The sequence below is a fragment of the Burkholderia sp. Ax-1719 genome (assembly GCF_011753055.1).
Classification (GTDB): Bacteria; Pseudomonadota; Gammaproteobacteria; order Burkholderiales; family Burkholderiaceae; genus Paraburkholderia.
The window spans coordinates 34518-49919 of sequence record NZ_VWWJ01000021.1; the positions used below are offsets into that span (position 1 = coordinate 34518).

General features: G+C 65.0%; 13 protein-coding genes and 1 tRNA gene. 2 read left to right on the plus strand and 12 right to left on the minus strand.

The window, feature by feature from the left end; translation table 11 throughout:
• Positions 1-13: 13 nt before the first annotated feature.
• The 4 genes from minD to map all read right to left on the minus strand — a co-directional run bounded on the left by minD (position 14) and on the right by map (position 3470).
• Complete coding sequence (gene minD / locus F3J17_RS27400) at positions 14-829, minus strand: septum site-determining protein MinD (RefSeq protein WP_027817436.1); 816 nt, start codon at positions 827-829, stop codon at positions 14-16.
• A gap of 98 nt (positions 830-927) precedes the next feature.
• The gene (gene minC / locus F3J17_RS27405) at positions 928-1785 is read right to left on the minus strand and encodes a septum site-determining protein MinC (RefSeq protein WP_167066576.1); all 858 of its coding nucleotides are present in this window, start codon (positions 1783-1785) and stop codon (positions 928-930) included.
• A 208-nt stretch (positions 1786-1993) separates the two neighbouring features.
• Positions 1994-2530: a GNAT family N-acetyltransferase gene (locus F3J17_RS27410; protein ID WP_167066579.1), complete on the minus strand. Its 537-nt coding sequence runs from the start codon at positions 2528-2530 to the stop codon at positions 1994-1996.
• Positions 2531-2684: 154 nt separating this feature from the next.
• Positions 2685-3470, minus strand: a complete 786-nt coding sequence (map, locus tag F3J17_RS27415; RefSeq protein ID WP_167066582.1) for a type I methionyl aminopeptidase — start codon at positions 3468-3470, stop codon at positions 2685-2687.
• A 216-nt stretch (positions 3471-3686) separates the two neighbouring features.
• Between map and F3J17_RS27420 the strand changes: the two genes are divergently transcribed.
• Positions 3687-4517, plus strand: coding sequence for a hypothetical protein (locus F3J17_RS27420; protein ID WP_240161178.1), 831 nt, complete (start codon positions 3687-3689; stop codon positions 4515-4517).
• A gap of 59 nt (positions 4518-4576) precedes the next feature.
• Here F3J17_RS27420 and F3J17_RS27425 read toward each other — a convergent pair.
• From F3J17_RS27425 to F3J17_RS27435, 3 genes are all read right to left on the minus strand, one after another.
• Positions 4577-4667: transfer RNA gene (locus tag F3J17_RS27425), tRNA-Ser, on the minus strand.
• Between the two features lie 138 nt (positions 4668-4805).
• Positions 4806-6098, minus strand: coding sequence for a serine--tRNA ligase (serS, locus tag F3J17_RS27430; RefSeq protein ID WP_167066585.1), 1293 nt, complete (start codon positions 6096-6098; stop codon positions 4806-4808).
• Between the two features lie 99 nt (positions 6099-6197).
• Positions 6198-7538 (minus strand): replication-associated recombination protein A, encoded by a 1341-nt coding sequence (locus tag F3J17_RS27435; RefSeq protein WP_167066588.1) that lies wholly within the window; start codon positions 7536-7538, stop codon positions 6198-6200.
• A 255-nt stretch (positions 7539-7793) separates the two neighbouring features.
• Between F3J17_RS27435 and cytX the strand changes: the two genes are divergently transcribed.
• A complete protein-coding gene (gene cytX, locus F3J17_RS27440) occupies positions 7794-9101 on the plus strand; it encodes a putative hydroxymethylpyrimidine transporter CytX (RefSeq protein ID WP_167066591.1) in 1308 nt (435 codons plus the stop codon).
• A 99-nt stretch (positions 9102-9200) separates the two neighbouring features.
• On the opposite strand, the gene bioB is transcribed toward cytX, so the two are convergent.
• The 5 genes from bioB to F3J17_RS27465 all read right to left on the minus strand — a co-directional run bounded on the left by bioB (position 9201) and on the right by F3J17_RS27465 (position 15338).
• Positions 9201-10286 carry a biotin synthase BioB gene (bioB, locus tag F3J17_RS27445; protein WP_167066594.1) on the minus strand — a complete coding sequence of 362 codons (1086 nt, stop codon included), beginning with the start codon at positions 10284-10286 and terminating at the stop codon, positions 9201-9203.
• A 41-nt stretch (positions 10287-10327) separates the two neighbouring features.
• Positions 10328-11065, minus strand: a complete 738-nt coding sequence (gene bioD / locus F3J17_RS27450) for a dethiobiotin synthase (protein ID WP_167066597.1) — start codon at positions 11063-11065, stop codon at positions 10328-10330.
• Positions 11065-12258: an 8-amino-7-oxononanoate synthase gene (bioF, locus tag F3J17_RS27455; RefSeq protein WP_167066600.1), complete on the minus strand. Its 1194-nt coding sequence runs from the start codon at positions 12256-12258 to the stop codon at positions 11065-11067. The genes bioD and bioF overlap by 1 nt, the downstream gene beginning before the upstream one ends.
• Positions 12258-13595, minus strand: coding sequence for an adenosylmethionine--8-amino-7-oxononanoate transaminase (gene bioA, locus F3J17_RS27460; RefSeq protein WP_205194992.1), 1338 nt, complete (start codon positions 13593-13595; stop codon positions 12258-12260). Before bioA ends, bioF begins: the two co-directional genes overlap by 1 nt.
• A 384-nt stretch (positions 13596-13979) precedes the next feature.
• Positions 13980-15338 carry a prolyl oligopeptidase family serine peptidase gene (locus tag F3J17_RS27465; RefSeq protein WP_345891261.1) on the minus strand — a complete coding sequence of 453 codons (1359 nt, stop codon included), beginning with the start codon at positions 15336-15338 and terminating at the stop codon, positions 13980-13982.
• Positions 15339-15402: the final 64 nt, after the last annotated feature.

Genomic DNA, 15402 nt, shown 5'->3' on the forward strand with positions numbered 1-15402 from the left:
ACGTGCGCCTCCCTTACTTGCTACCGAACAGGCGCTGCAGGAGCCCCGGCTTCTGGTAATCGGTGAAGCGAAGCGCCTTGTCTTCGCCAAGAAAGCGCGCGACGACGTCCTTGTAGGCTTCAGCGACGTCGGTGCCGTCCAGATGGACAGCGGGCAGGCCCTGGTTCGATGCGTGCAGCACCGCTTCCGATTCCGGAATCACGCCGATCAGCTCGATGCGCAGGATTTCCGAGATATCCGCGAGCGAAAGCATTTCGCCTTCGTTGACGCGTTTCGGGCTGTAGCGCGTGATGAGCAGATGCTCCTTGATCGGATCCTTGCCGTCGATCGCACGCTTGGTCTTCGACGACAGCATGCCGAGGATGCGGTCCGAGTCGCGCACCGACGACACTTCCGGATTCGTCACGATCAGCGCTTCGTCGGCGAAGTGCATCGCCAGCATCGCGCCCGATTCGATACCCGCCGGCGAATCGCAGACGATGTATTCGAAGTCCATCTTGCGCAGGTCTTCGATCACCTTCTCCACGCCTTCCTTCGTGAGCGCGTCTTTATCGCGCGTCTGCGAGGCCGGCAGGATGAAGAGGTTTTCGCACTTCTTGTCCTTGATGAGCGCCTGGTTCAGGTTCGCTTCACCCTGGATCACGTTGATCAGGTCGTACACCACGCGGCGCTCGCAACCCATGATGAGGTCGAGATTGCGCAGGCCGACGTCGAAGTCGATGACCGCGGTTTTGTGGCCACGCAACGCGAGGCCCGATGCGAAACTCGCGCTCGTGGTCGTTTTGCCAACGCCACCCTTGCCCGAAGTCACCACAATGATTTTTGCCATTCCCTTACCTTGCGTTCGTCAGTTTCCCAGTTTGGTCTCATCGCGCGCCGCTCGCACGCTACGCACACACATTGAATGCGCAACGCGTCAGCGGCGGATCAGGTGAGCCTCAACGGTTCGATCAACAGCTTTTCTTCGTCGAGCCGGATCTGCGCCGGCTTGCCACGCACATCGTCTGAGAGCGGAACTTCAGTGGTACGGTAGATGCCCGCAATCGAAATCAGTTCCGCTTCGAGGCTCGTGCAGAAAATACGTGCGTCGTGGTTGCCGTGCACGCCCGCGAGCGCGCGGCCACGCAACGGCGCGTAAATATGGATGTTGCCTTCGGCGATCACTTCCGCACCGTTGGACACCATGCCGAGCACCACCAGATCGCCCTTCGCATAGACACGCTGGCCCGAGCGCAGCGGACGGTCGACCACCAGCGTCGCCGCACGCGGCACGTTGCGGGCGTTGCTGTCCGCATCGGCATCGCTGCTCGCGTCCGCAGGCATGTCCTGCGTGGGGTCCGTCGGGAAGAGTTCGGGTTGTGCGGCGCCGGCGCTGGCCGACGTGTTCGCTTTGGGGGCTTCTGCGGTGGCTTCGGCGGCGCTGTCTTCGGCTTCGCTCTTTGCCACAGCGTTGCCGCCCGCCACGCGCTTGTCGCGCGCTTCGAGGAACGGCAGGCCCGCTTCGGCGGCCCAGCCATGCTGCTCGGGCTGCGCGACCACGCCCACGGGACGCATGCGCACGCTTTCCAGCAGGCGCGCGATGTCGCCCAGTGCGACCTGTTCGCCGTCGGCAAGACGGCGCAGATCGATGGCCACGGTATCGTTGGCGAAGAATTCCGGCGTCGCCTCGAAGCGCCGCGTGAGTTCGGCGCGCATCGCATCGAGTTCAGTCGTTTTGACCACGAACAGAAGCGTATCGACTGAACCGCTCTTCAGTTCAAAATATGGCGATTTCTTGGGCGACATGGCGATCGGCGAAAAATTTTGCGTATTTTACAGGCGTCGACGCGCACGGCCATTATTTTTAATGGCCCAAAATGCTGCAGCGAAGGGAAAGACAAAGGAACGGCGCAAAAAACGCCGAGGGGAGCCGCCACATGACGCGCGTTGCGCGCGTCAGGGCGGAAAAAACCGGCGCAACGCGCTCAAAATCGCACTGCGCTTGCAGCGATGCTCACTGCGCCGACGCAACCGGCGCAGCGCCGGCGAGGTCGCGCATCAGCAGCGTTTCCCATTGCTCGGGCGTCTGCGTGCTGCGGGCGTGATCGCCGGTGGCGACAAAACCCATGCGCTCGTAGAAGCGCATTGCGGTGGTGTTGCTATCGGTCACCCATGCGTAGATCTGGGTGGCGCTCTCGCTCGTGAGCCAGTCGATGGCCGCGTTGACGAGCAGCTCGCCGCCACGCAGATGCCGCACCGCCGGCGCCACCCACAACGCGAACACGAACGCCCGGCGCGCAGGCGCGCTCTCGAAGTTCGCGCCGATCAGGCCGGCCGGATGGCCTTCCGTGTAGAGGATGAACGTGGTGGCGGTATGCGAATCCGCATGACGGGCGGCCGCGGCGTCGAAGACAGCTGCATCGGCAGACAACGCGTCTTCGAGCGAGTCGCCGAACGCGTAAGGCGCGTCGCGCAGCGAAGCGGTTCGAAGCTCGCGGAGCACGGCACCTTGATCGGCAACAATACGGCGAACGGTCAGTGACGGACTCATGCAGTCGTAAACCCCAATAAAGCACTAACGCGTAGCTTTAACCGAACTGGCCAGAGAGTCAAATCCTTATTTGACAAAAAAGTTCCTTGTGCACGGCGCGCACGGGTCTTGACAGACCCGTCGATGCCCCGCACAGCCCCTTGTGCCGCGGCCCTCACGGAGCTTCGTACGCACCCGTGCCGTCCGGCCAGGGCGTGAGCAATTCATAACCGTCATCGGTCACAGCGACCATGTGCTCCCACTGCGCGGAGAGCGAACGGTCCTTGGTCACCACGGTCCAGCCGTCGCGCTGCACCGCCGTGCCCGCGCGTCCGGCGTTGACCATCGGTTCGATCGTGAAGACCATGCCGGGCTTCAGACGCACACCCTGCCCAGGCTGACCGTAGTGCAGCACCTGCGGCTCCTCGTGATAGACCTTGCCGATGCCATGGCCGCAATACTCGCGCACGATCGAAAAGCCGTCGGCCTGCGCGCGCTTCTGGATCGCATGACCCACATCGCCGAGCGTCGCACCGGGCTTCACCTGGCGGATGCCCGCGAGCATCGCCTCGTAAGTGGTGTCGATCAGCTGCCGGCCCACCGAGCTGGGCGTGCCGACCGTGTACATGCGGCTCGTGTCCCCGAAATAGCCGTCCTTGATGACCGCGACGTCGATGTTGATGATGTCGCCGTCCTTGAGCACTTCGTTGCGGCTCGGGATGCCGTGGCAGACCACGGAATTGACGGACGTGCAGATCGTCTTCGGGAAGCCGAGATAGCCGACGTTGGCCGGCACGGCCTTGAGCGTATTGACGATGAAGTCGTTGCAGATCGCGTCGAGATCGTCGGTGGAGACGCCGGGCTTGACGTGTTCGCCGATCATGGCGAGCACATCGGCGGCAAGCCGGCCGGAAATGCGCAGACGCTCGATGTCGCCGGCGGATTTATAGGTGATAGCCATCTGAGAACCAAAGTAGGCGCGACGGCGCGCGTAGCGCCTCGCCGCGAATTCATGGGAGCGCCGCTCGAAGGCGCCATTGTAACTGCCGTAGCCAGCCTGACCGGCACGCCGGCGCAAGCCAGGACCGGCGATATTCGGATACGTCCGATTGTCCGGGAGCAAGCCGCCAACAAGAATGGGAAATATCTTACAACGACGTGAGCAGAACGCCAGACCATGAATCCCACCCCCACTTCTTCCAGCGCCGCAACAGGCATCGACGCGCCCAGCCAGGCGCCGCTCAATATCCTCATCGCGCTGCCCACTTACGATAATTCCGTGCACTTCGACTTCGCCATGGCGCTGGCGGGTCTGATGGAGACGTTCAAGGAGCGCGACATCGGCTTCAAGTACATCCACACGGCGTCGTCGCACATCATCCGCGCGCGCAACTTCTTTGCGAATTACTTCCTGAGCCATCCGGAATTCACGCACGTGCTGTTCCTCGACACGGACATGGACTTTTCGCGCGAGGCCATCCCGCGACTGCTGGCGGGCAATAAACCCGTGGCGGGCATTGCGTGCCCGTATCGCTTCTTCGACGTGGAAAAGCGCATCACAGCCGAAGACGCAGGCCTCACGCTGCGCGAGTGGCAGGAAAAGACCGTGGACTACAACACCGCGATTCGCGCCGATGCGAACGGCAACCGCAGCGTCGAAGGCGGCTGGGCCGAGGTGAATCACATCGGCACGGGCATCTTCCTCGTGCGCCGCGACGCCATGCAGGCGCTGGCGCCGCTCACGCAGCTCTACCGACCGCCCGCACAGTACGCCTCGTATCTGCCCGACGGCCGCTTCTATGCGTTCTTCGACACGGTTGGCGAAAGAGGCGTGTATCTCTCGGAAGACCTGTCGTTCTGCCAGCGCGCGCGGGCGGCGGGCATGCCGGTGTGGGCGCTGATCGACGAGAAGATCGTCCATCACGGTCAATCGGCGATTTCGGGGACCTTCATGCGCTCGCTGGAGCAGCGCGGGCATGTGCCGTCGATGACAGGCAACAGCGCCTGAAAACGGCCTGGAAAAGCAAAAACCCCGTAGGTCTTTCGACTTACGGGGTTTTCTAAATTTGGCGGAGAGGGTGGGATTCGAACCCACGGTACGGGGTTACCGTACGCCTGATTTCGAGTCAGGTACATTCGACCACTCTGCCACCTCTCCGGGGTACTGCTATTTACTGCTTCTCAGGTCTTGGTCGGCGACCAGAGAAGCGAAGATTATAGAACATATTTCGGATCCTGCAAGCCCTTTTTCGAAAAATTTTTCGAAGGCCTGCAGAATCCTGTTCCAGGTCTCTTCTTACGCGCCTACCGACAGACGCGCCACGCCGTTCATATACGGACGCAGTGCTTCCGGCACGGTGATCGAGCCATCCGCTTCCTGGTAGTTTTCCAGCACGGCCACGAGCGTGCGGCCAACCGCGAGACCCGAGCCGTTGAGCGTATGCACGAGTTCCGGCTTGCCCTGCGCGTTGCGATAGCGCGCCTGCATGCGGCGCGCCTGGAACGCTTCGGTGTTCGAGCAGCTGGAGATTTCGCGATAGGTGTTCTGCGCCGGCAGCCAGACTTCGAGGTCATAAGTCTTGGTGGCCGAGAAACCCATATCGCCCGTGCACAGCGTGATCACGCGATACGGCAGGCCGAGCTTCTGCAGGATCGTCTCAGCGTGGACCACCATCTCTTCGAGCGCGTTATACGAGGTTTCCGGCGTGGTGACCTGAACCATTTCGACCTTGTCGAACTGGTGCTGACGGATCAGGCCGCGCGTGTCGCGACCATACGAACCGGCTTCCGAGCGGAAGCACGGCGAATGCGCCGTCAGCTTGATCGGCAGCGCGTCGCCTTCGACGATGCTCTCGCGCACCGTATTCGTGAGCGAAATTTCCGAGGTCGAAATCAGGTATTGCGTGACCTTGTTCTCGTCGCCGCCCTTCTCCACGCGGAACATGTCTTCGGCGAACTTGGGCAGCTGGCCCGTGCCGTAGAGGATTTCCGGGTTCACGATGTACGGCGTGTAGGTTTCCGTATAGCCGTGGTGCAGCGTGTGCGTGTCGATCATGAACTGCGCGAGCGCGCGATGCAGGCGCGCGATCTGGCCGCGCAGCATCGTGAAGCGCGCGCCCGAGAGCTTGGCGCCCGTCTCGAAATCCAGACCCAGCGGCGTGCCGACGTCGACGTGATCCTTCACCTCGAAGTCGAACGTGCGCGGCGTGCCCCAGCGGCGCACTTCCACGTTGCCGCTTTCGTCGCGGCCCACCGGCACGCTTTCGTGCGGCAGGTTCGGCACGCCGAGCAGCAGGTCGGAGAGCTTCGTCTGGATGTCGTCGAGCGTGGCCGCCGACGCCTTCATTTCGTCGCCGATGCCGCCCACTTCGGCCATGACCGCCGAGGTGTCCTCGCCGCGGCCCTTCATCGCGCCGATCTGCTTCGACAGGCTGTTGCGGCGTGCCTGGAGTTCTTCGGTGCGGGTCTGGATGGCGCGGCGTTCCGCTTCGAGCGCGGAGAAAGCCGCGACGTCGAGGGTGTAGCCGCGGTCGGCGAGGCGCTTCGCGACGCCGTCGAGGTCTTTGCGCAGCAGCTGGATGTCGAGCATGGGATTGTGAGACGCAGTTTCGTTGTGTGAGGAGTCGATTTTAGCGCACCGGCGCGGGCTCGCCGCCCGCAGCGTGCCGACGTGCTTTAGCCCGGCGCTTTAACTCTTGCGCTTGCGTTCGTTACGTTCGCGGATTTCGTCGCGATGCGCTTCGCGCCATTGCGCGTCGAGTTCGGACAGGCGCGCCAGCTTCTCGCCGATCTTGCCTTCGAGCCCGCGCGGCGTGGGCCGATACCAGTTCGGCTCGCGCATGCCATCGGGAATATAGGTTTCCCCGGCGGCATAAGCGTCCGGCTCGTCGTGGGCGTAGCGGTACTCGTGGCCGTAGCCCAGTTCCTTCATGAGTTTGGTGGGCGCGTTGCGCAGGTGGATAGGCACCGCGCGCGACTGATCCTTGCTCACGAAGCGGCGCGCTTCGTTGTAGGCGTTGTAGCCGGCGTTCGACTTGGGCGCGACGGCCAGATAGATCACAGCCTGCGCCAGCGCCAGTTCGCCTTCCGGCGAGCCCAGCCGCTCATAGGTTTCCGAGGCGTCGAGCGTAATGCGCGCCGCGCGCGGATCGGCCAGACCGATGTCCTCCCACGCCATGCGCACGATGCGGCGCGCCAGATAGCGCGGGTCCGCGCCGCCGTCGAGCATGCGGCAGAACCAGTACAGCGCGCCATCCGGATTGCTGCCGCGCACCGACTTATGCAACGCGCTGATCTGGTCGTAGAAGGCGTCGCCGCCCTTGTCGAAGCGGCGCAGGTTTTCGGCGAGCGCGCTGCCGAGCAGTTCGCCGTCGATTTCCGTCTTCTTCTGCTGGGCCGCCGCGCGCGCGACGATCTCCAGATTGTTGAGCAGCTTGCGCCCGTCGCCGTCGGCGGAACCGATCAGCGCCTGTTTCGCTTCATCGGTGAAGGTCAGGCCGCCCAGTTCCTCGGCGGCGCGCGCGAGCAGTTCGCCCTGCTCGTCCTCGTCGAGACTGCGAAGCACGTAGACCGCCGCGCGCGACAGCAACGCGCTGTTCACCTCGAACGACGGATTCTCCGTCGTCGCGCCGATAAACACGAACAGGCCCGACTCCACGTGCGGCAGGAAAGCGTCCTGCTGGCTCTTGTTGAAGCGATGCACCTCGTCGACGAACACCAGCGTCTGATGGCCATGCGCGCGGTGCAGTTGCGCCTGCTCGACGGCCTCGCGGATATCCTTCACGCCCGACAGCACCGCCGACAGCGCGATGAATTCGGCGTGGAAGGCATCGGCCATGAGGCGCGCGAGCGTGGTCTTGCCGACGCCCGGCGGCCCCCACAGGATCATCGAATGCGCTTCGCCCGACTCGAAGGCGACGCGCAGCGGCTTGTTGTGCCCAAGCAGATGCTTCTGGCCGATGACTTCGTCGATGGTGCGTGGGCGCAGCCGCTCGGCGAGCGGAACGTTGGCACGGGTTTCTTCAAACATGTCGTTTTCGCGATAATGTCGGCTTTCCGGCGGATGCGGTCGGGAGGGCGCGCTGGACGCACATCGAACGCATTGTTCGCGCCCCTGAAAATGGGCCGCCGCGCCGGAGTCAGTCGTGCATTATGACAGTCCGCGCCGCCACGCGAGGCCGAAGGCCTGAGACGCGCGCCCGCACGAGTTTTGCGTAATCCCTACGCACACCATACGAATTCAATACAAGCAACGCAGCAGACGACACAGAGGACAGCTTTTCCCATGACTGAAAACACCCAGGCCGGTTCGGCCTACGCGCCCAACGTGCCGGTACCCGACGCGCGCCGCCAGTTCCGCACCGGCGACGCCTTCGCGCTCTGGTTCTCCCTCGGCATTGGCCTGCTGGTGGCGCAGGCGGGCGCCCTGCTCGTACCCGGCCTGTCGCTGCCGCACGCGCTGCTCGCCATCGGCATCGGCAGCGTGATCGGCGTGGTGCTACTCGCGCTCGCGGGCGTGATCGGCACGGATACGGGGCTGGCGGCGATGTCTTCGCTGCGCCCGACGCTCGGCATTCGCGGCGCCTCGGTGCCCGCCGTCATCAACATGGTGCAGCTGGTGGGCTGGGGCTCGTTCGAGATCATCGTGATGCGCGATTCCGCCGATGCGCTCGCCAAACAGGCGTTCAACCTGTCGATGCCGCTCGTCTGGACGGTGATCTTCGGCGTGCTGGCGACGCTGCTGGCCGTGAGCGGCCCGCTCTCGTTCGTGCGCCGCTTCCTGCGCACGTGGGGCATCTGGCTGCTGCTGGCGGGCGCGGCTTGGCTGACGTATAGCCTGCTGGCGCAGCACGACATCGCCGCGCTGATGAAGCGTCCCGGCACCGGCGACATGCCGTTCGGCAGCGCCATCGACCTCGTGGTGGCGATGCCCCTCTCGTGGCTGCCGCTGATCGCCGATTACACGCGCTTCGGCCGTAAAGCGGGCGAAACCTTCCGCGGCACGCTGTTCGGCTATGGCATCGCGAATCTGTGGTTCTATGCGCTGGGCGCGATCTACGGTCTGGCGGCCGGTGGCGGCGATGCGCTGCTGACCACCGCGCTCGCGCAGGCGGGCGGCGGTCTGGCGCTGCTGCTGGTGCTGATCGACGAAATCGACAACGCTTTCGCCGATATCCACTCGGCGGCCGTCTCGACGGGTACGGTCTGGACGCGCGCGGGCGTGCCGGTTCTCTCGGCGGCGTTCGGCGCGATCTGCACGCTGATCGCCCTCATCGTGCCGATGGCGAAGTACGAAAACTTCCTGCTGTTTATCGGCTCGGTGTTTGCGCCGCTGTTTGGCGTGGTGCTCGCCGATCACTTCATCGTGCGCCGTCGCCGCATCGATCCGCAGGCGCTCGCCGATCTCAACGGCGCGTACGGCTATTCGGGCGGCTGGCACGTCAGCGCGTTTGCCGCGTGGGTGGTCGGCTTTGGCGCGTACCAGGCGCTCAATCAATGGCTGCCGAATCTGGGCGCGACGCTGCCGTCGCTGGTGATCGGCGCGCTGTGCTATCTGGTGCTTGCGGGGCGTCGTCGCGCGGCTTACGCGTAACGCTCGCACGCTTTCCAGAAGCGCAATAAAAAACGCCACGCTGTTTGCATCAGCGTGGCGTTTTTGCTTTTAGCCCTTCGAAAAAGGCTGATTCGCGTGTTACTCGCAGTGGCCGCAGCCGCCGTGCGCGTGATCGTGGCCATGCGCGTGACCATGATCGTCAGCGGGCAGATGTTGCGCAGACTGCGCCGAGATGCCCAGACGTTGCAGCAGCTTGCGGTCCGCTTCGGCTTGCGGATTGCTGGTCGTCAGCAGTTGGTCGCCGTAGAAAATCGAGTTCGCGCCGGCCATGAAGCACAGCGCCTGGAGCGCGTCGTCCATCTGCTCGCGGCCCGCCGAGAGACGCACCATCGCCTTCGGCATGGTGATGCGCGCAACCGCAATCGTGCGAACGAATTCGAACGGATCGATCGGCTCGGTGCCTTCGAGCGGCGTGCCCGTCACCTGCACCAGATTGTTGATGGGCACCGATTCCGGATACGGCTCCATGTTCGCCAGCTGCGCGATCAGGCCCGCGCGCTCGCGGCGCGACTCGCCCATGCCGACGATGCCGCCGCAGCACACGTTGATGCCCGCGTCACGCACGCGCTCAAGCGTCTCCAGACGGTCGTCGTAGGTACGCGTGGTGATGATCTTGCCGTAGTACTCCGGCGAGGTATCGAGGTTGTGGTTGTAGTAGTCGAGGCCCGCATCGGCGAGTTCCTTCGCCTGGTGATCTTCGAGCATGCCGAGCGTCACGCAGGTTTCCAGACCCATCGCCTTCACGCCGCGAATCATGTCCTTGATCGGCTCCAGGTGGCGATCCTTCGGATTGCGCCACGCCGCGCCCATGCAAAAGCGCGTCGCGCCGTTGGACTTGGCCGCGCGTGCGGCGTCCAGCACGGCGTCGACGGCCATCAGCTTGCCGGCTTCGAGTTCGGTTTCGTAGTGCGACGACTGCGGGCAGTACGCGCAATCTTCCTCGCAGCCGCCGGTCTTGATCGACAGCAGCGTGGAGAGCTGCACGGCATTGGCGTCGAAGTTTTCGCGATGCACTTGCTGCGCGCGGAACATCAGATCGTTGAACGGCAGTTCGTAGAGCTCGGCGACGTCGGCGACTTTCCAGCGCGCTGCGGCTTCGGCGGCAGCTTGGGCGCTCGGCGCGGTGGCCTTCAGCGAGGTGATGTCGATGTGGGTTTGCGTCATGGTGTCGAAGTCCTTCGTGACGTGTGACTTGTGGTTTGGCTTCAACGCCCTGCCGCTGCGGCCAGGCGCGCGAGCAAGGTGTCGATGTTCAGGTGTTCGGCAGCGTCGTCGGCGCTCGCGCCGCGCATATGCGGCACGACGCCCAGCAGCGGCGCGCCGGGTTGGCCACCAGATTGCGCACCCAGCAGCGTGCGCAAGGTGTCGATGTTTTCTTCCGGGAAGGTCATGTTCGGGTCGATGCGATTCGCGACCCAGCCCGCGATCTTCAGGCCGCGCGCGGCGATGGCTTCGGCGGTGAGCAGCGCGTGGCTGATGCAGCCCAGCCGCATGCCGACCACCAGCACCACCGGCAAACCGAGCGCGACCGCCAGATCGGCGGTATCTTCGGTCGGCGTGAGCGGCACGCGGAAACCGCCGACGCCCTCCACCACCACCGCATCGGCAAGCTCGCACGCAGCGCGATGGCTATCGACGATGCGCGCCATATCGAGCGTCACGCCTTCCAGCGCAGCGGCGATATGCGGCGCGGCCGGTTCCTTCAGCAGGAACGGCGTGCGCATCTCGGGCGGCAGCAGCACGCTGGCGGCGGCGTCGAGTTGATCGGCGTCTTCGTTGTGCCAGACACCGTCGCGCTCGTACGCGCCTGCCGCGATCGGCTTGAGCGCGGCCGCGCGCAGACCCGCGTGCGTGAGGCCGCGCAACAGCGCCGCACTCACGAAGGTCTTGCCGATTTCGGTGTCAGTGCCGGTGACGAAAAAAGAAACTTTGGCGACGGACATTACGCGCCCTCCTGTGCGGCGCGGCTGGCGCGTTGCAGTGAATCGTTGAGACGGTCGAGATCGGCATCCGAATGCGCCGCCGACAGCGAAATGCGCAGGCGCGAGGTGCCCACCGGCACGGTCGGCGGGCGGATCGCGGGCACCCACAGGCCGTCGCTTTCGAGCGTGGCTTGCAGCGCGAGCGTGGCGTCATTCGAGCCGATCACCAGCGCCTGCACGGCGCTCGCCGAATCGACCGGCATCCAGCAGGTTTCCTTGAGCATGGCGCGCGTGCGGGCGATCAGATGCGCCAGATGCGCGCGCCGCGCGTCGCCCTCTTCGCCCGCGATGACGCGCAGGCTCGCGCTGACCGCATGCGCCACCGCCGGCGACGATGCCGTCGTGAAGATATACGGCCGCGCGCGCTGCACCAGCCATTCGATCACGGTGGCGTGCGCGCAGACGAACGCGCCCGACACACCCGCCGCCTTGCCGAGCGTGCCGACCATCACCAGATGCGGCGAGCGCAACGCGGCTTCGGCGATCGCACCGCGGCCTTGCGGGCCGAGCACGCCCAGACCGTGCGCATCGTCGACGACGAGCCACGCGCCATGTTGTTCGGCCAGTTCGACCAGACGCGCGAGCGGCGCGACATCGCCGTCCATGCTGAAGACGGTGTCGCTCACGATCAGCTTTGCGCCTGCATCGCTTGCGTCGAGCATCGCGCTCAGCGCGTCCATGTCGGCGTGCGGATAGACCTGGATTTCGGCGCGCGACAGCCGTGCGCCGTCGATCAGCGAGGCGTGGTTCAGCGAATCGGAAAAGATCGTCGTGCCGCGGCCCGCCAGCGCGGTGAGCACGGCGAGGTTCGCCATATAGCCGGTGCTGAAGTACAGCGCGCGCGGTGCATCGACGAAACCGCCCGCGAACGCAGCGAGATCGTCTTCAAGCTGCTCGTGCGCGCGCGAATGGCCGCCCAGCAGATGCGAGCCGCCGCTGCCCGCGCCGTAGCGCTGCGCACCTTCGGCCAGCGCCGCGATGAGTTGCGGATGGTTGGCGAGGCCCAGGTAATCGTTGCTCGCAAAACCGATGGTCTCGCGTCCATCGACCGTCATATGCGCGTCGCACGGCGTGTCGATGGTGCGGCGACGGCGGCGCAAACCGTGCGCGTCGAGTTCGCTCAGGCTCTGTTCGAGCGTGTCCAGCAAATGCATCAGAGGTCCTCCGCGACGGTGGCGTCGAATGTCTCGCGTGTGCGCGTCGCGAGCAGCGCCTGCGTTTCGGCGTCCAGAATGTAGGGCGGCATGACGTAGACCGTGGTGCCGATCGGGCGCAGCAGCAATTCGCGCTGCAAGGCGTTTTCGAAGAAACGGCGCGAAAAAGTGCGTGCGCGTTCGGCATCGTCGAGCGCCACGTCGAACGCGAGGATCGTGCCGCACTGGCGCATGTTGCGCACCAGCGGATGCGCGTCGAGCGGCGCGAACGCTTCGCGCAGCTGCACGGATTTACGCGCGTTCGACTCCAGCACGCCTTCGCGCGCAAACAGGTCGAGCGTCGCCAACGCCGCGCGGCACGCGAGCGGATTGCCCGTGTACGAGTGCGAATGCAGGAAGCCGCGCGTGGTGTCGTCGTCGTAGAACGCGGCGTAGATTTCGTCGCGCGAGAGCACGATCGAGAGCGGCAGATAGCCGCCGCTGATGCCCTTCGAAAGCGTCAGCAGATCGGGCCAGATGCCGGCCTGCTCGCAGGCGAAGAAGGTGCCGGTGCGACCGCAGCCCACGGCGATTTCATCGGCGATCAGGTGCACCTTGTACTGGTCGCACAGCGCGCGCAGACCGCGCAGATACGAGGGATCGTGCATCGCCATGCCGGCGGCGCACTGCACCAGCGGCTCGACGATCAGCGCGGCGATGCGGCCTTCGCGTTCGGCGAAGAGTCGTTCCACGTCCGCGAGCGCGCGGCGCGCCACATCGGCGGCGCTTTCGCCTTCCTGCGCCAGGCGCGCGTCCGGCGAAGCCACCACATGCGCGTGCGTGAGCAGCGGATCGTAGGCATCGCGGAACAGCTTCACATCGGTCACGCCGAGCGCGCCGATGGTCTCACCGTGATAGCTGTTGGCGAGGCAGACGAACTCGCGCTTGTCGCTCGCGCCCTGATTGCGCCACGCGTGGAAGCTCATCTTCAGCGCGATTTCGACCGCCGATGCGCCGTCCGAGGCAAAGAACGCGTGGCCCAGCACGTTGTCCGTGAGCGCGGCCAGATGTTCAGCCAGTTCGACTGCCGGTTCGTGCGTGCAGCCCGCCAGCATGACGTGCTCAAGCGTATCGAGCTGCGCCTTGAGCGCGGCGTTGATGGCCGGATTGGCGTGGCCGAACAGATTCACCCACCACGAACTGATGGCGTCGAGATAGCGCCGGTCCTCGTGGTCATAGAGCCACGGGCCCGCGCCGCGCGAGACCGCGACGAGCGGCAGTCGCTCATGGTGTTTCATCTGGGTGCAAGGGTGCCAGACCGCGCGCAGGCTGCGGGCGATCCAGGCATCGTTGCCCAGGTTGGCTTGCGAGTTTTGATGTTGCGAATTCTTGTGTTGCGAGTCCACTTACGGCTCCCGATACGACAGCGCAGCCGAATTTAGCGCGTTCGATCACGCAATGCACTACCCCCAAAATGGGCTTTCAAGCCCCGCCGCTGCGGGGTTTGGCGGGGTTCGGCACAGCTGGGCGCACTTCGTTTGCAAAGTCCAGAAATGCACGTAGATGACGACGACAAAGTGACGCGCGCTTATGCAAAAAAATATGTGGAGAGGCGCACGCGAGGCGATCTCGCCGTGGGTATCGCGCGCCTGATTTGGGGATCTATCACTTGATGACAAAAGGAACAGGCAAGAAAAAAGGCGCCGTTGGGCGCCTTTCGGTGTGACCGGAGACTGAGCGGCTTAGCGGCTGGCCAGCGAGTGCGACGAATCCGCCGCGCCAGGCGCAGCGCTGCCGTTATCCGCCACGGCATGGCCGTCGTCGTGGGAATCGCTCTGCGCGGTCGCGGCGTTTTCGTTGGCCCACACCACGTTGCCGTTCACTGCGTAGAGGCGGCACGGATCGGAGCTGTGCTTCTGGCAGTTCGCCACGGCGACGTCCATCGGATTGTCGCCGCCTTCGGCCCACGACCACGCGCCCGAATCGGACACCGCGAACGCGCGGCTCGGGTACTGCTTGAGGAAGTTGCGATAGCCGTCACGGCCCGCCTGATCGAGGAACGGCACCGCGCCCACCGATTCGATCGACGCATAGCCGCTGGCACGCGGCGCGGCCGGCGTTTCCACGCGGTATTGCACCGACGTCGGCATGCCCTGATTGGCGAGGAAGGCTTCGACCGTCGGCCACCAGACCTGCACGCCGTCGCGATCGCCCACGAGGCGGTGCGCGTCGTTCTTGTACGCGCCGAAATCGACCAGCTTCGCGCCCGAGCCCGGCTGCGTGTCGCCAGCTTGAGCCGTGCGGAACGCGGCGAACATCTTCGTGACGAGGTCGGGCGTCCACACCGAATCGTTGTCGCCGTAGAGCCAGAGCGAGGCCACGCGGGCCTTGCCGCCGTAGGAGCCGAACGCCTGGGTCAGGTTGTCCTGCCAGCCCGTGCAGGCATCCTGGCGCAAGCCGCCCGAAAAGTTGATGAGCGCACGCACGCCGTGCGCGGCTTCGGTGCCGTAGGCCATGGTCGCGAGACCGCCGTGCGAGGTGCCCGCCACAGCGATGTGGTTCGCGTCGACATACGGCTGCTTCGACATGTAATCGACCGTGGTGGCGACGTCGGCGGCCTGGCCCATGCCGTTGCTCGCGACGTCGCAGCCGTCCTGCTCGTAGGTGCCGCCCGAACCCGCGAAGCCGCGGCGGTTCGGCGCGACCACCACGTAGCCGCGGCGCACGAATTCGCGCGCGAACGACATCGGGTCGCTGCGCGGCTGCATGCGCGGGTCGCCGGGGATCTTGCCGTGGTTGAAGACCACCATCGGGAACGGGCCTGGGCCGTCCGGGCGGTACACCGTGGTTTCGAGCGTCACGTCGGACTCGCCCGGCACGGGAATCTGGATGATCTGGGCGTTCATGCCCGAATGCACGACAGGCAGATACGCGTCGTCGAGCGCAATGCGCGGAACGTGCGCGCTGCCGAGCGGGCCGGATGCGTTAGCGCTCAATGAGGATTGCGCGCCAGTCGTGGCGCTGGCGTGCGCGGCGGTATTCGATGTCTGCGTCGACGCCACCTGAGCGGCCGGATCGGAAAGAGAGGCTGCGTGCGCCACCGACAGCATGCATGCTGTGCCGGCCACCGCCCATCCGGTAAGAAGCTTCCTGAACGCCATGCGC

Bases quoted from the DNA above. Each gene is read 5' to 3' on its own strand.
- minD (WP_027817436.1), bottom strand. From the start codon at position 829: ATGGCAAAAATCATTGTGGTGACTTCGGGCAAGGGTGGCGTTGGCAAA.
- minC (WP_167066576.1), bottom strand. From the start codon at position 1,785: ATGTCGCCCAAGAAATCGCCATATTTTGAACTGAAGAGCGGTTCAGTC.
- F3J17_RS27410 (WP_167066579.1), bottom strand. From the start codon at position 2,530: ATGAGTCCGTCACTGACCGTTCGCCGTATTGTTGCCGATCAAGGTGCC.
- map (WP_167066582.1), bottom strand. From the start codon at position 3,470: ATGGCTATCACCTATAAATCCGCCGGCGACATCGAGCGTCTGCGCATT.
- F3J17_RS27420 (WP_240161178.1), top strand. From the start codon at position 3,687: ATGAATCCCACCCCCACTTCTTCCAGCGCCGCAACAGGCATCGACGCG.
- serS (WP_167066585.1), bottom strand. From the start codon at position 6,098: ATGCTCGACATCCAGCTGCTGCGCAAAGACCTCGACGGCGTCGCGAAG.
- F3J17_RS27435 (WP_167066588.1), bottom strand. From the start codon at position 7,538: ATGTTTGAAGAAACCCGTGCCAACGTTCCGCTCGCCGAGCGGCTGCGC.
- cytX (WP_167066591.1), top strand. From the start codon at position 7,794: ATGACTGAAAACACCCAGGCCGGTTCGGCCTACGCGCCCAACGTGCCG.
- bioB (WP_167066594.1), bottom strand. From the start codon at position 10,286: ATGACGCAAACCCACATCGACATCACCTCGCTGAAGGCCACCGCGCCG.
- bioD (WP_167066597.1), bottom strand. From the start codon at position 11,065: ATGTCCGTCGCCAAAGTTTCTTTTTTCGTCACCGGCACTGACACCGAA.
- bioF (WP_167066600.1), bottom strand. From the start codon at position 12,258: ATGCATTTGCTGGACACGCTCGAACAGAGCCTGAGCGAACTCGACGCG.